Origin of the sequence: Dyella tabacisoli, assembly GCF_003350925.1 — a bacterium.
GTDB classification, from domain to species: Bacteria; Pseudomonadota; Gammaproteobacteria; order Xanthomonadales; family Rhodanobacteraceae; genus Dyella_C; species Dyella_C tabacisoli.
Genome location: NZ_KZ857181.1, coordinates 135,847 through 149,789, shown reverse-complemented (window position 1 = coordinate 149,789; position 13,943 = coordinate 135,847). Strand labels below are relative to the sequence as shown.

12 protein-coding genes are annotated in these 13,943 nt (G+C 60.1%); 8 read left to right on the top strand and 4 right to left on the bottom strand.

Annotated features, from left to right (window positions below; translation table 11 throughout):
* Nucleotides 1-14: 14 nt before the first annotated feature.
* Entirely contained in the window at nt 15-449 is a 435-nt protein-coding gene (gene panD / locus DVJ77_RS17500; protein WP_225428067.1) for an aspartate 1-decarboxylase, read from the bottom strand.
* Nucleotides 450-679: 230 nt separating this feature from the next.
* On the opposite strand from panD, the gene DVJ77_RS17495 reads away from it, so the two are divergent.
* Entirely contained in the window at nt 680-1,459 is a 780-nt protein-coding gene (locus DVJ77_RS17495; protein WP_114846814.1) for a tryptophan 2,3-dioxygenase family protein, read from the top strand.
* Nucleotides 1,460-1,487: 28 nt separating this feature from the next.
* Here DVJ77_RS17495 and DVJ77_RS17490 read toward each other — a convergent pair whose 3' ends face one another.
* The 3 genes from DVJ77_RS17490 to DVJ77_RS17480 all read right to left on the bottom strand — a co-directional run bounded on the left by DVJ77_RS17490 (nt 1,488) and on the right by DVJ77_RS17480 (nt 7,272).
* Complete coding sequence (locus DVJ77_RS17490) at nt 1,488-1,811, bottom strand: transposase (protein ID WP_114846813.1); 324 nt, start codon at nt 1,809-1,811, stop codon at nt 1,488-1,490.
* Nucleotides 1,812-2,449: 638 nt separating this feature from the next.
* The gene (locus DVJ77_RS17485) at nt 2,450-3,880 is read right to left on the bottom strand and encodes a condensation domain-containing protein (protein WP_225428066.1); all 1,431 of its coding nucleotides are present in this window, start codon (nt 3,878-3,880) and stop codon (nt 2,450-2,452) included.
* A 2-nt stretch (nt 3,881-3,882) separates the two neighbouring features.
* Entirely contained in the window at nt 3,883-7,272 is a 3,390-nt protein-coding gene (locus tag DVJ77_RS17480; protein ID WP_114846811.1) for a non-ribosomal peptide synthetase, read from the bottom strand.
* Nucleotides 7,273-7,417: 145 nt separating this feature from the next.
* Between DVJ77_RS17480 and DVJ77_RS17475 the strand changes: the two genes are divergently transcribed.
* The 7 genes from DVJ77_RS17475 (at nt 7,418) to DVJ77_RS17445 (ending at nt 13,921) form a co-directional block, all read left to right on the top strand.
* On the top strand, nt 7,418-8,368 hold the full coding sequence (locus DVJ77_RS17475) for a phytanoyl-CoA dioxygenase family protein (RefSeq protein ID WP_162791549.1): 951 nt from the start codon (nt 7,418-7,420) through the stop codon (nt 8,366-8,368).
* Nucleotides 8,365-9,531, top strand: coding sequence for an acyl-CoA dehydrogenase family protein (locus tag DVJ77_RS17470; RefSeq protein ID WP_162791548.1), 1,167 nt, complete (start codon nt 8,365-8,367; stop codon nt 9,529-9,531). The genes DVJ77_RS17475 and DVJ77_RS17470 overlap by 4 nt, the downstream gene beginning before the upstream one ends.
* 6 nt (nt 9,532-9,537) lie before the next feature.
* Nucleotides 9,538-10,686, top strand: a complete 1,149-nt coding sequence (locus DVJ77_RS17465; RefSeq protein ID WP_114846808.1) for an acyl-CoA dehydrogenase family protein — start codon at nt 9,538-9,540, stop codon at nt 10,684-10,686.
* 52 nt (nt 10,687-10,738) lie between these two features.
* A complete protein-coding gene (locus DVJ77_RS17460; RefSeq protein WP_225428065.1) occupies nt 10,739-12,352 on the top strand; it encodes an MBL fold metallo-hydrolase in 1,614 nt (537 codons plus the stop codon).
* Nucleotides 12,353-12,459: 107 nt separating this feature from the next.
* Entirely contained in the window at nt 12,460-13,431 is a 972-nt protein-coding gene (locus DVJ77_RS17455) for a TauD/TfdA family dioxygenase (RefSeq protein ID WP_191983720.1), read from the top strand.
* 18 nt (nt 13,432-13,449) lie between these two features.
* Entirely contained in the window at nt 13,450-13,725 is a 276-nt protein-coding gene (locus tag DVJ77_RS17450; RefSeq protein ID WP_114846805.1) for a hypothetical protein, read from the top strand.
* Nucleotides 13,712-13,921, top strand: coding sequence for an MbtH family protein (locus DVJ77_RS17445; RefSeq protein WP_114846804.1), 210 nt, complete (start codon nt 13,712-13,714; stop codon nt 13,919-13,921). The genes DVJ77_RS17450 and DVJ77_RS17445 overlap by 14 nt, the downstream gene beginning before the upstream one ends.
* Nucleotides 13,922-13,943 lie beyond the last annotated feature (22 nt).

Sequence of the window (13,943 nt, the reverse complement as noted above, 5' to 3'; positions counted from 1 at the left end):
AAATTCCAGCCGCGCTACGGAACGACATGGGTCCGTTCTTCCGGCAGGCGCACCGCTCGCCACAGGCCGCCGGCACCGCACCGCAAACCGTATTCGAGCATCTCGGTAACGCGGTTGTTCTCATCGAACAGCAGTACTCGGGATCGGATATGTTCGAGCGCATCTGCGTTGATTTCCGCCCGCGCAGCGATAATCAGCTCGTCGCCGACCTGACATGTGCGCGCGGCGGCACCATTGAGTACGCAGCATTGTGAGCCGGGCTCTCCATGGATGATGTACGTGCTGATACGTGCCCCGGAAGACTTGTTCCATACCTCTACGAACTGCAGCGGTAGTAACCCGGCGCGATCGCAGTAACGCGGATCAATCGCGATAGAGCCTTCGTAATGGAGCTCCGCGCCGGTTACGCGGATGCCGTGCAGCTTCGCGATCATCATCGGGTAGTTCATCGGCCTATTCTCATCTTGCCTTGAGTCCGTGGCGTCTGGTTGGTTGGCTTGTATAGTTTATCGCTATATATTGAACTTTAGCATGATAAAGATGATATGTTATCGCGTCATCCGGTGGTTACTAATGGAATCGGCATGCAAGACGAGTTGGCGGTTGCGACGCTGATGCGGAGAGGGGTTGGGAGCCAGCGAAAATTTCCGCTGGAGGCAGTCGGGCGAGGCTCCCGCCGATGATCGTGCCTGCGCCAAGTTATGCGGAATACATCCAGGTACCTGAGCTCCTGGAACTGCAGAAGCTACGTACACCTGTGGTTCGGGCCGAACTCACGTTCATCGTGGTCCACCAGGTCTATGAGCTGTGGTTCAAGCTGGTGCTGGTGGAGCTGAGGATCGCCATAGCGGCGCTGGACAAGGGGGCGACCCTTGACGCACTGCGGGCTCTGCGGCGTGCCCATGACATAGAGAATCTCATGTTGGGACAGGCCGTTCTCATCGAGCGCATGGATCCGTGTGATTTCGCCATGATCCGCGAAAGCCTGGGCTCATCTTCGGCAGCGGAGTCGACCCAGTTCGCATTGATAGAGTCATTGTCCACCGGTCAGCCAGGCAAGGGGATCGGCGCGCTTGAAGAGCGCGACTTGTGGAGTGCTCTATGCGAATGCGTGCGCAGGACAGGGTTGGCCATGCCGCTGGATGCCAGTGAGCACTCTGCACGACGCCGCGACGATTCGCTGTACGAAATCTATATCGGGAAGGAGAAAACCGGCGAACCCAGGCGCGACTACGAAGTACTGAAAGATCTCTGCGAAGCCATGCTGGATCACGATCAGGCCTTTGCGCTGTGGAGGCAGCGGCACGCTCTCATGGTCTATCGCCAGATCGGCGACCATATGGGAACGGGAGGAACTTCGGGCGTGAGCTACCTGGAGCGTCGGGCAGGGCGCAAATTCTTCCCTGATATCTGGCGGGTGCGCAACCGACTCGGGCGCACAGCAGATACCGTTTATTGAAGATCGCGCAGAAGGCTGTCGAGCGGCATTACTCTTTGATGGGGACGCCAGCCAGATAAGCGATACCGCGCCGCAGATAGTCGCGTTCTTCCCGCAGCCGAGCAATTTCCTGCCTCAGATGCGTAACTTCGGACACCAGCGAAGCATCGGCGCCGGTCGACGGCTCATGGCGGACAGTACTCGCCGGAGCATCGTTTTCCTTGCGCCACTTGATTAAGGTCGGAAGGCTGACTCCGAATTCCCTGGATGCCTGACGAAGCGATATCTGACCTTCAGCCAGCTTGGTCAGAACCTGCTTGCGGAATTCAGGCGTATACCGCACTGCGGTGATTGGTCGAGACTTTGAAGACACGTTGGCGGCTACCGGACCCTGTTAAACATAGTATAACACGAACGGCAGCGCGCAAGCTGTGCGTAAGCTAGGCTCAAACAGAGGGGCGTGGTGGGGATGTAGGCGATTTATCGAAGTAGTATTCGTCTGCTCAACAGCACCAATCTAAGTGCATAACATTCAAGCTTGAGCAACCCTGCCTCGACCCGCAGTCGCCACAATACGGCGTAATTGGCTTTTTGCTGCCCATCTTGCTTACATCGCCCGGCTTTCGCCGGTTTCCGCCCGCATGACATTCCCATATTAAATTCCGCCGTGCAGTACTTGTTCTGAGCCTGTTTGTGAAGAATTTCCGATCTTGTGCGGATATGAGACTGGCCGGGGACTTGTTCCCCCCAAGATATGCAATATGCCGAGCCTCAAATCTCTACCTGCTCACATAACACGGCGGCTTTTTCACTTTGATGTAAAAATGCATCGTGCCGACACGTAGATGAAGAAATTGTCTACGAAGTGGACAATTTGCCGATTCAGGACATGCAATGGATCGCCCGGTCGGACGCGCTTGGCGGCGTCGGGTATGAGGTTTTCGAGATGCCCCTGAATGACTGCCGTGAAGAACGCAGCCGGCGCGTCTAGCGGGATTTAGCGTCAAAACTTTAGCGGTAAGTTGATCCGAGCAAAGGGAGCGGGCTGAGTGCGTCAACCGCAGGGACAGTGGCTTTCCAACCATCATGGGCAAGAGCGTACGTCGAGGCATTGCTCCCGGCGATCATGGGCGAGCAGGAAGCGGGCTCCAGGGCGCCACCGAGATCTTCGATCACCCCGGCGATATCGGCGATCAACGGCTCGATATCGACGATGCGCTCGGGTTTCCAAAAGACGGTAACGCCGGCCGTATCGGCGAATTGCCGCAGAAAGACGATGAAGTCCCCAGCGGGCGAGGTGGGCATGTCCATGTCGGCATGAAGCTGGTCCGCGTAGGTGGCCAGAGTGCTGATCGGACTGACTTGTACATCCTCTACGGCAAAACGATGCATGGGATAGCGGTCCATGACGACCATGCAACTGGGAACCAGTGGTTTGCTCGCCCCCGCGCATTCCCCGACCAGTTCGGCCAGCGTATCGATATCGAGACGGTGCGAGGTTGCCTCCAGGATGCCCTCGGTCGCCTGGCTCATAACGTCCGTGAGCGAGGTTCCGGCTGCCGCGGCAAGCCGTAAGAAAGTTGCGCCATAGTGCGCGCCGAGTACGCGTTGCGCGGCTGAGCTGTGGCGATTGGCAATCAAGATGCCAATCACGACTTCGGGAATTTGAAGCTGCCGGCAGATCGCAAACGCCACAGCGGCGATGATGCCGGGAAACAGCGTGGAGCCGATTCGCGCACCGGCTGTGCGCCAGTTAGCCAGGGCCTGGGGTGGGATACCGAGTACGCGGCGGCGCATGCTTTGCGTATTTTCAGCCGGGACGCCGAACGGATGTACGGCGCGTGTATCGAGTCTTCCTAGTTCGCGACGTTTCTGGGCGAGTTCGGTTTGCGCGCGCGGGCCTTGGCGCCAGACCAGCCAGTCGCGTTCAATCGTCTCCAAGGGATCAGGTGGCAGCGGGGCCAATGGCGAATCGGCTCGTGCGAGACGCGCGCTATACAGTTGTTCGGCCTCGTGGCCCAGCAGTTCCAGCGCCCAGCCGTCGACACCGAGATGGTTGAACGTGAGCAGCAGCAGGTGCAAGTCGGGTTCCAGCAGCACGCATCCGGCACGCAGCAGCGGCGGAGTATCGATCCGGCGAGTTGCCGCTTCGCGGAAGCTGCGGGCCAATTCGGCCGTGCGGGTTTCCTGCGCAAGATGGGAGAGATCCGCATACTCAAGCTCTAGCCGCACATCGGATACGACTTCTGCCACGGGAAAGCCGGCCGGCCCGGAATAGTTCGTGCGCAGCGGCTCGTGCCGCCGCACGAGTTCTTGCAAAGTCCATTCCATGGCCTGGACATTGAACGGTCCGTCGAGCAGCAGTCCGAAAGCGAGGTTGAGCACGCTTGGATCGCTCAGCGTTCGATCAAGACGCCACAGCGCGCGTTGCGTCGGCAGCATCCTCATGCTGCTGTGGAGGCTCCCGCACCGCCCTGGATCGCATAGACGAAGCGCACCACCGAACCGCGATGAATCGGTGCTTGTTCTCCCACTCGGACGACATAGTCGCGCGCCCGCAGAAGGTCGGTAATTTTCTGCAATTGCCCGTCGATATCATGCACCTCGATAACAAGCTGCCGGATACGTGGCCAGTCGGTGTCGTCGATACCGTGCAAAACTTCCAGCTCGGCTTTTTGCACGTCGATCTTGAGCAAGTCGATCACTTCCACGCCGAGTTCGGCGCATACCCGCGATAGTCGCCGTACCCGGCAGGGAAAGCTTTCCGAGGCCAGTCTTTCCTGCAGATACTGATGCTCTTGCGCAAACAGCGGCTGAATTTCCGGGCGTCCGTTTTCGGCGAGATTGCGCAGTATCGTGCCGAGCAGCGCGCGCTCTTCGGTCATGTCCGGGTGCAGCGAAGACATGCCGGGGGTGGCTGGGTAATACGTCAGCTCACCGGTGTAATCGCGCTCCCCCAATGCCAGATTCACCGAGACGACGCGTTCGCCATAGGCGGCCACATTGCGTCTGAGCTGTGTCCACAACTGCGGTACCGGTTCGATGGCGATGACTCTGCTGCCGGGGGCGTGCTCCAGCGCGTACAGGCTGAACAGGCCGATATTGGCGCCTACATCGACGATGGACGCATTGGCGCTGTAGCGAATGCCGTATTGATCGTAGGTCTTGTACTCGTAAATATCGCTGTAAAGGTAGTGTGCCTCCGGCGGGTATGGCGCAAATACGAGCATGCCGTTCGGCAAGCGCACCCCTGATGTGGCATCTGCTTCCGTGCCGTTGGCGGCGCTATCCGCCGAGTCGCCATGTTCCCCGGCAAAGCGCTCCACGACGGCGGTAAATCGCGTCAGGTTGGGGCCGCGCAGCAGCTCAGGGAGCGGCACGGCGGTGCCGAGACGCTCGTTGATCTCGGAGATGATTTGTATCGCAAGCAGCGAATGGCCGCCTAGATCGAGGAATCCCAGTTGCGGGTCGATATAGCTGACCCGGAGACGTCGCGCCCAGATGGTCTTGATAGTCTCCGCGACGGAATCGGCGCGAGTAAGCGCGGGGATATTTCCGAGTGCGTCATCCAGGCTGGCGGGGCGAGGCAGGCTGCGGCGGTCGACCTTGCCGGTTGCGGTGAGCGGGATAGCATCGATACGGATGAGATTGGAAACCGACGGCACCATGTAGTCGGGCAGCTTCTCTTTCAATATCTGGCGGATATGCGTGTCCGCTGGAGCATCGTCGCGTTCGCATACCACGTACGCGGCGAGTAGCGATTCACCCCGGTCGTCGGTCCATAGCGTCGCCGCTGCATGTTTCACGCCCGGTATAGACGCAAGCATGTTTTCGAGTTCGCCCAGCTCGATGCGGTATCCACGAAGTTTGACTTGCTCATCGCGACGGCCGGCAAACTCGATGGTGCCATCAGCCGTGAATCGTCCGTAATCACCCGTCCGATATGCGCGTGTGCGAGGTTGTTGTCCAGAATGTAGTCCGGCCAGTTCGAGTTCGCAAAAGCGCTCGCTGGTGAGAGTTTCCTGGCCGAAATAGCCCAGGGCGAGCTGAGGGCCCGCAATATAGATCTCGCCGAGTACGCCTATAGGCGCAGGCTGCCCCGACGCGGTCAGAACCAGGATATGCGCGTTGAGGATCGGCCGGCCGATCGGCGGCAGCATCGGCCAGCCGGCACTGCTACCTTCCATGATGTGGCTGGTGACCACGTGAGATTCCGTCGGCCCGTATTGATTGATGAGCCGCGCGTCCAGAACTCGAAACAGGCGCATGACGCTGGGGGTAATGCGCAGGGCTTCGCCGGCGACGATCAGGTCTTCCAGGTCGGGCAGGGGGGCGCCGCTGAATTCCGCAAACTGGTGCAGCGCTATGACCGGTAGAAACACCCGCGAGATGCGTTGGCGCTGGAAGATTTCCGGCCACTCGGAAATATTGCCGCGCTCAGCCTCATCGGCGATGACCAGCGCGCCGCCGAAGCATAGCGTGGCGAAAATCTCTTGAAAGCTCACGTCGAAGGTAAGAGAGGTGCGGTGAAACGTTCGCTTGCCTGCGGCTGCAGTCTGAGTGTTTTGCCAGGAGACCAGATTGGCAAGCGACCGGTGCGGCATCAAAACGCCTTTCGGCCGGCCAGTGGAGCCGGAGGTGTAGAGCAGGTAAACCGGGTCTTCACCGCTCAACTCGGGCGATTGAAAGCGGTTCGTCTCGGAGTCGGGCCGGAAGCCATCCGTCATGAATGTGCGCGTCCCCTCGGGCAGCAGCTCGACGAGTGAATTCTCGGCAATCACGTCGGCGAGTTCCGAGTTGAGCACGATGTTTTCGATGCGATAGCGCGGAAAAGTCACGTCTATCGGTACGACAACACTGCCGCACTTGAGAATGGCCAGCAGCCACATCAGTTGCTCCGGGCCGATTTGCAGGCACAGTCCGATGCGGTCGCCGCGACGGGCGCCTCTGGCCTGAAGGGCGTGGGCATAGCGGTCCGAGATCTGGTCCAGATCGCGGTAAGTCCACCAACGTTCGTCGGAATCGCAAAGATAAAGCGCCGGCATATCGGCGTTAGCCGCAACCTGCCGGGCAAACAGATCGAGTACGGTCAATGACGAGGGCCATGCCTGTAATTCACCCTGGCCTAGCGTCAGCAGGGTGGCTCGCTCCTCGCGTTGCAGATAGTCCACCGACTTGATCGTGAGCGATGGCGTATCGAAGGCGGCCAGTACTCGGGCCACATGGTTACAGAATCGCTCGACCGTATCCGGGCTTATCAACCTGGAACTGTAATCCGCTTCCAGTACGCAATCGTCGCTTCCAGTGCAGGTAAGCACCACGTCGCAGCGGCTTTCGCTTAACGGTGCCTGTTCGTGTGCATCGCGCACGGCTACCGAAAAAAGCGGATTTCGATGGGTTATGTCGGCGAGGCCGAGCAGGTCAAGCAGCTCGTCAAAGGTTATGTCCGCGTGATGACCGGCGGCGGTGAGCGCTGTCGTTGCGGCATCGAGAAGGGCTGCCAGGGGCATGTGCGGGTCGACCAGCAGCAGCAGGGGCAGCGCATTGGGCGGCGATCCGGCCGGCGGCGCTGTACCGACGCACAGGCGCTGCTCGTTGGAATAGTGATAAAGCACGCACGCCACTGCGGCCGCGAGTGCGGCTGCACGCGGCGCAGCGAGCCCATTCAGGGCAGCCACCGCATCGGCCGGCAATTTCAGGCTCAGGCTGGCGCGTTTGCTCGAATAGGCACGCGATCGCGTACGCGCGAATGGAAGCGACGCCTCGTTCGGAGGGGGTTGAAATATGGAAAAGGAATGAGCTTGAGCACGTTCGTCTACGGCTGCCGTTGGCATACCTGTCCTCCGATCCGCGGTTCAGTGTTTGCTTGTGCTGATAAATACCATTGAATAATATGGTAAACCAAGTGATAAATATTGCGAGTGCGGAATCGTGTCCGTTTGGACAGCGTAGATGTTTCATTGGAAAGGGGTTGGTCGCATGAACACACCCGAAGAGGAGTACCTATCGGCGGGGCAGATCGCCTTGTTGCCCGACCAGGAAGCCATAAGGTTCTATCGCGAACATGGCTGGTGGGTGTCTCCCGTATGCATAGAGAGCGACCTGCTGGACGACGCCTGCTACGGGACCGAGCGGTACTATGCCGGCGAGCGCGACTGGCCGCTGATGGTCAATGTCGGCATTGGCTGGACGCCTGCGGAGCAGGCTCGGATTCGGACCAGCGACTATCTGTCGTTGCAGATGGAAGAATTCCGTCGCCTGGTACAGCACCCCATCGTGCCTGCGATGGCCGCGCGCCTGGCGGGCACATCCGAGATCCGCCTGTTTCACGATCAGCTCCTTTACAAGTCGCCGAGCGATCCCGCATCGACAACCGCCATCGGGTGGCATACCGACAAGTCCTACTGGCGTAGCTGCACGTCGGTAAATATGTTGACTGCCTGGGTTCCCCTTCAGGACTGTACGGCGGATATGGGCCCTCTGGCCGTATTCGACGGCAGCCATCAATGGTCCCATGGGGACGACTTGCAGAACTTCGGCAGTCGCGAGCTTGGCCCCATCGAGGAGCGTCTGCGGGCAGCCCACGGAGACGCCGAGCCGGTGGTGATCGAGCTGCGCCGAGGGCAGGTGAGCTTCCACCATTGCCGCACCATCCACGGCAGTCGGCCAAATGTCAGCAGCAACGTGCGCATCGCCTGCGCGATTCACTACCAGGATGCCGACAATCGGTTCAACGCCACTCGATTGCCGGATGGACGCACGCCGACGCATATCAATGACATGCTGTGCCGGCGCGGAGCCGATCAATGGCCCGATTACGCCGACCCCGACGTATGTCTACGATTGTGGCCGCCCACGGCGGCAGTGGACGCCGCGAGCAGCCCCGTAGCGAGAGCCAACCCCAGTTTGCCGCGAGCCGTGAATCGATGAACTTCGATGCGGATCCGCAAGACGAGGCATTTCGCACTGAAGTGCGGCGATTCATTGCTGCGCTCTCGCCGGAGATCGTACGCGGGAAGCCACTCGGCTATACGCACTCGCGGCCCGAGCGGGAGGCTTGGATACGTGCCTTGAATGCGCAAGGCTGGCTGGTGCCGCATTGGTCCCGTGCTTGGGGAGGGCGCGACTGGACGGCGATGCGCCGCCATATCCTGCATGACGAGACGTGCGCGGCCGGATGCCCCGAGGTAGACCGGATTGCCACCGATCTGGTCGGGCCGATCATTCAGGCATTCGGCTCTGCGGCTCAGCAGCGAAGGTATCTTCCCGGCATTCTCAGCGGCACGGAATTCTGGTGTCAGGGATTCTCCGAGCCGCAGGCGGGTTCGGATCTATCCCTGGTGGGCACCGTGGCGAGGCGGGAGGGCGAGCGTTACATCGTGAGCGGACGCAAGCTCTGGACCACTCAGGCGCATCTGGCCGATCTCATGTTCGCCTTGGTTCGCGTCAAGATCGGCAACGAGCTCCAGCAGGGCTTGTCGTTTCTGCTGGTCGATATGCGTGCAGGCGGTATTTCGACGCGCCCAGTGCTAACGCTGGACGGCGGCCATCATGTCAATGAAGTGCTGCTGGAAGAAGTTTCCGTGCCGCGGGAGAACCTGATCGGCGCGGAAGGGCAGGGTTGGACTTATGTGCGCGCGCTGCTGGAGAGCGAGCGGAGTTCGGCCGCCGGCATTCCGCACACGAAGCGCGACCTGCGTCGACTCGAAGAATTCGCCTCGTCGGAGCTGCGCCATGGCCGCACGATGATGGACGACCCGGTGTTCCGGGCGAAACTGGAACAACTGCGCGACGAACTCCATGCGCTGGAATTTCTGCATCTGCGTGTGCTGAGCGCGACCGAGCGCGGACCGCGAGCGGAGGCGTTGGGTTGCGTGCTCAAGTTCCGCGGCGCGCAAGCTTATCAACGGGTGAGCGAGCTGATGCTGGAGACGCTTGGAGAGCGGTCGATCGAGTACGTTCCTGATTCGCAGCGCAGCGCAGACGAAGCAGGCGTCGCCGCGGCGTACTTATTCAGGCGCTCCGCGACGATTGCCGCGGGAACCACCGAGATTCAGAAGAACATGATCGCAGCCCTCGCGCTTGAGCTATAGGACGTTATGGATTTCTCGCTTACTTCGGAGCAGTCAGCGATGCGCGCAGCCGTGCACCGATACTGCGCCGATCAATGCGGTTTCGAGGCCAGACGCGATCGCACGGCTTCGCGCGATGGCGATGCGGTCGCCGCTCAAAGCCGGCTGCATTGGCAGGCATTCGCCAACATGGGCTGGCTTGGAGCGGCGCTGCCGCCGGATGTCGGCGGATCGGGCGGATCGGTGCTCGAAAGCGCGATCCTCTTCGAGGAGCTGGGCCGCGCGATTGTCAGGGAACCCTTGTTGCCATGCATTGCGCTGGCGGCTCAAGTCATCGACAAAGGCGGGACTGCGGAGCAACGCGAGAAGTTGCTACAGCCTTTGGTGCGGGGAGAACTGCTGGTCGCCCTGATGCATGCAGAAGCGCGCGCCGCCAACGGCGGTAGAGACAGCATAACCGCCGAGCGGTGCGACGCCACGGCAACGTACACCCTTACAGGTCACAAATCGGTCGTGCCCGGCGGGGCCGATGTAAGCCTTCTGCTGGTGTCGGTCCCTTGGCCTGAAACGCCAGATTTAGACGGTGCAAACGGCGAAGCTCGGCGAAACATCTTTATCGTCGACGCGCAAGCCGATGGAGTCATTCGCCGGGATTTTCCGACCTTGGACGGAATGCGGGCTTCCGAAATCGTTTTGCGCAATGTGCGTGTCGACGAAAGCTCGCTATTGGGCGAATGGGGTCAGGCCGGGGAGGCTCTGCGCTACGCAACCGAACACGCGATGCTTGCCTCATGCGCAGAGATGGTCGGAGCGATGGATGGGCTGTTGTGGCTGACGCGCGACTATCTTCGGCAACGCCGCCAGTACGGCGTGGCATTGAGCTCGTTACAGGCGCTGCAACACCAGTTGGCCGATTTGTTCGCCGAACTCGAATTGTCGCGTTCGATGCTTTACCGCGGCTTGAGCGCTTTCGTCGGCGAAGAGAAGGCCACTCGCAGCGCTGCGGTGGCGGCCGCCAAGACCTATATCGGCAGAAGCGGCCGCCGGCTTGGAGAGGCCGCGATTCAATTGCACGGCGGCATGGGCATGGCCGACGAATACAAGGCCGGCCACTACTTCAAGCGCCTGCTTACGCTTGCGGTGCTCCTCGGCGGCTTGGAGCCTCATCAGCAATGATTTTCCGGGACCGATATGTATCGGCCGGCACCACCTCACCAGGAGATTTGTCGTGTCGAATGAAAACGAAGCTTCTATGTCCGGCGATGCTGTGTTTCTTCGTCCGCAGGCGAAGCTGGAGCCGCTGGTAGGACGCTGGTATGCATGGTCGCATCTGATCGCCCCCGCGCAGCATGCGATGAACCTGACCTACCGGCAGTTGCCGCTGTTGCAGTCTTTTCTCGCGACCCCGTCGGTTCATCTCGCAGCCACCCGCGACCCCAAGATGTTTGGCGGTCCATTTGTCAATCTGGCGCCCGAGGATGCACCGCGGGTAAAGCAATTGGTCGAGCAGACGAATGCCGGGTGCAGCGCGCTGTTGAAACTGGCCGGCGACCTCAAAGAGCTGGACAAGCAACTGCAGGATCGAGCCAGCGGCTACAGTCTCAACGAGTTTTATGCCGGGTTGCCGGAGTCGCTGCGCGGGGTCGTTGAGCTGGTTTACGATTTAAACAACCATCCGCAGATCCGCATCCACGAGGATCTTCTATATGAAGATGACCTGGGCGCCGATCAGCAGGAAATACTGCTGACGACAGTAGCGGAGCGAGAGCGGCATTTCTTCATGAGTACCCCTCGCCTCGATGAGCGGGACAACCATACGCTTAAACTCGGCTTTGGCGATCCCCGCCTGGATGCACTGGCTTCGATGCGGAGCAAGGCGGGGTCTTTCGACGAGATTTCGCGTTTGCTGGACGTGCCCGACGGGCAGCGCGATTCGTTTCGCGCCTTCTTCACGACCGAGGCGCCTACGCGACAGGGGCAGGATTATCGCGGTGATGGCGTCCGTGTCCGCTATTTCGGGCATGCCTGCGTGTTGATTCAGACCGATGAAGTGTCGGTGCTTTTAGACCCCATGCTCGCGTTCGAGAACAAGGAAGATGGTCGCTTGAGTTTCGACGACCTGCCTCCCTTTATCGACTATGTATTCCTTACGCATAATCACCAGGATCACACCTCGCCCGAGATGCTGCTTCAACTGCGCCATCGGATCGGCCATGTGCTTATTCCGCGCAACAATGCCGGGAGCCTGTGCGACCCGTCGATGAAGCTCATCTTGAAGCGGCTCGGATTCAAATCGGTACAAGTGCTTGAGCCTTTCGACACGGTAAAACTTCCCGGCGGCGAACTCATGAGCCTGCCGTTTCCCGGCGAACATGTGGACCTGGACATCCACACCAAACAGGCTGCTTTCCTTTCCCTGAAAGGCCACGGGCTGATGTTTCTGGTCGACTCGGACGGATGGGATGTCGCGCTATACCAACGGATCATGCGCCGGCTGAAGCACAAGGTCGATGTGCTGTTTCTAGGCATGGAATGTCATGGCGCGCCACTGAGCTGGCTATACGGACCGCTGCTGACCAAACGGATCAGCCGTCGGGACGACGAATCGCGGCGTCTCTCGGGAGCTGATTGCGGGCGCGCCTGGAACGTACTGCAGGAAATCCAGGCGCCGCAGGCGTTTGTTTATGCTATGGGCCAAGAACCATGGCTGCGTTTCATCATGGGTCTCGAATACCAGGAAGACAGCGTGCAACTCGTGGAAGCAAACCAGTTCGTCAAACGCTGCCGCGATTCGGGCGTCGAGGCGGAGCTGCTCTACGGCAGCCGCGAATTCACGTTGTAATCACGTCGTGGCGCGGTGGTTAACAGTGGTAAATATGTGTATATTGAACACTTGATCGGCAGTGCCTGTATCGCGAGAGCTCGATGATTCTGCCAACGAGAGACTCCATGCGTGTAGACGAAAACCTGATGCCGCCGGTGATTAAGGCGGCCTTTGGGCGGCGGAGCCTGCCGGAGTTTTTGCAGGCGCAGCGCGAGGAGTTGGAAGCGCAACTGGTCGAATCGGGTGCGCTGTTGTTTCGCGGCTTTGGTGTTTACGACGTCGAAGGGTTCGAGCGCGCGATGGATGCGTTTTCGCCTAGCAGATTGGACTATGTCTATCGCTCAAGTCCGCGGACGGCGGTGGGTACGCGGGTGTTCACCGCGACGGAATATCCGCCGCAGCAGACCATAGGGTTGCATAACGAGAATGCGTTCCAGCGCTCGTGGCCGCGCAAAATCGCGTTTTGCTGCCTGCGCCCTGCCAGCCATGGCGGCGAGACGCCGATTGCCGATATGCGCAAGGTCACCCGCCGCATCGGTGACCGGATCGTCGATCAGTTTGAAGCACGCAAAGTGCGCTACGTGCGCCACTATCACCCACACGTCGACCTGCCTTGGCAGACTGTTTTTCAGGTTTCGGATCGCGAATCGCTGGCGGCGTTCTGCGCCAGTCACGAGATTGCCTGCGAATGGCTCGATGCGGAAACATTGCGGACCGAACAGGTCTGTCAGGGCACTGCGCGCCATCCGGTGACTTCCGAGCGCATCTGGTTCAACCAGGCGCATATGTTTCATGCCTCGAATCTAGGCGCGGAGGCGGAAAGCTCCTTGGCCGCCTGTTTCGGGCGTGATCGCTTGCCGCGCCAGGCGTACTACGGCGACGGCGGCGAGATAGCCGTAGAAGACCTCGACGAGGTCCGTGCGGCTTTTGAAGCCGAGGCCATGGCTTTTCGCTGGCAGGCCGGCGACGTTCTGCTGCTCGACAACATGTTGACCGCGCATGGCCGTCGCCCATTCAAAGGGGAACGACGCGTCATCACGGCTTTGCTTGATCCGTCGCCCGGCGTACCCGCGCCCGAGCCGGCCGAGCCCCATTGATAACGGGGGAAGGAAGCGATGTGCGCCGCCACGACGGATCGGACTCTCGACAAGCAGAACGACGAGCAGACATTGGGGCTTGCCGTTTCCGCGGTGAATCGCGATCTCGATGATGCCGCACGCAGCGCCTATGACCGGCTGATAAGCCACTGCAACGGCGGCGGAAGATTCCGATACGGCTCCTCGAATTCAACGACCTCTCGCGCCGGGCTCGCGACAGCGGCCGGCGCTTCCGTATTTCAAAACGATAGCTTCATGACGATGCTCAAGGAGAACCATCATGGCGTTAGATGAAACCGAAGACCAAAGAACCTACCTCGTGCTTATCAATGACGAGGAGCAGTACTCGTTATGGCCCAAAGGCAGAAGCATTCCCGAAGGATGGCGTGCCGTGGACAAGGAAGGCTCTCGTGCCGAGTGTTCGCAGTACGTCGATGACGTCTGGACGGATATGCGCCCTTTAAGCCTGCGCAAGCAGATGCAAGGGTAGATAACCGGGCACCAAGACCGGG

Bases quoted from the DNA above. Each gene is read 5' to 3' on its own strand.
- DVJ77_RS17450 (WP_114846805.1), top strand. From the start codon at position 13,450: ATGTGCGCCGCCACGACGGATCGGACTCTCGACAAGCAGAACGACGAG.
- DVJ77_RS17470 (WP_162791548.1), top strand. From the start codon at position 8,365: ATGAACTTCGATGCGGATCCGCAAGACGAGGCATTTCGCACTGAAGTG.
- DVJ77_RS17455 (WP_191983720.1), top strand. From the start codon at position 12,460: ATGCGTGTAGACGAAAACCTGATGCCGCCGGTGATTAAGGCGGCCTTT.
- panD (WP_225428067.1), bottom strand. From the start codon at position 449: ATGAACTACCCGATGATGATCGCGAAGCTGCACGGCATCCGCGTAACC.
- DVJ77_RS17495 (WP_114846814.1), top strand. From the start codon at position 680: ATGATCGTGCCTGCGCCAAGTTATGCGGAATACATCCAGGTACCTGAG.
- DVJ77_RS17445 (WP_114846804.1), top strand. From the start codon at position 13,712: ATGGCGTTAGATGAAACCGAAGACCAAAGAACCTACCTCGTGCTTATC.
- DVJ77_RS17480 (WP_114846811.1), bottom strand. From the start codon at position 7,272: ATGCCAACGGCAGCCGTAGACGAACGTGCTCAAGCTCATTCCTTTTCC.
- DVJ77_RS17475 (WP_162791549.1), top strand. From the start codon at position 7,418: ATGAACACACCCGAAGAGGAGTACCTATCGGCGGGGCAGATCGCCTTG.
- DVJ77_RS17465 (WP_114846808.1), top strand. From the start codon at position 9,538: ATGGATTTCTCGCTTACTTCGGAGCAGTCAGCGATGCGCGCAGCCGTG.
- DVJ77_RS17485 (WP_225428066.1), bottom strand. From the start codon at position 3,880: ATGCTGCCGACGCAACGCGCGCTGTGGCGTCTTGATCGAACGCTGAGC.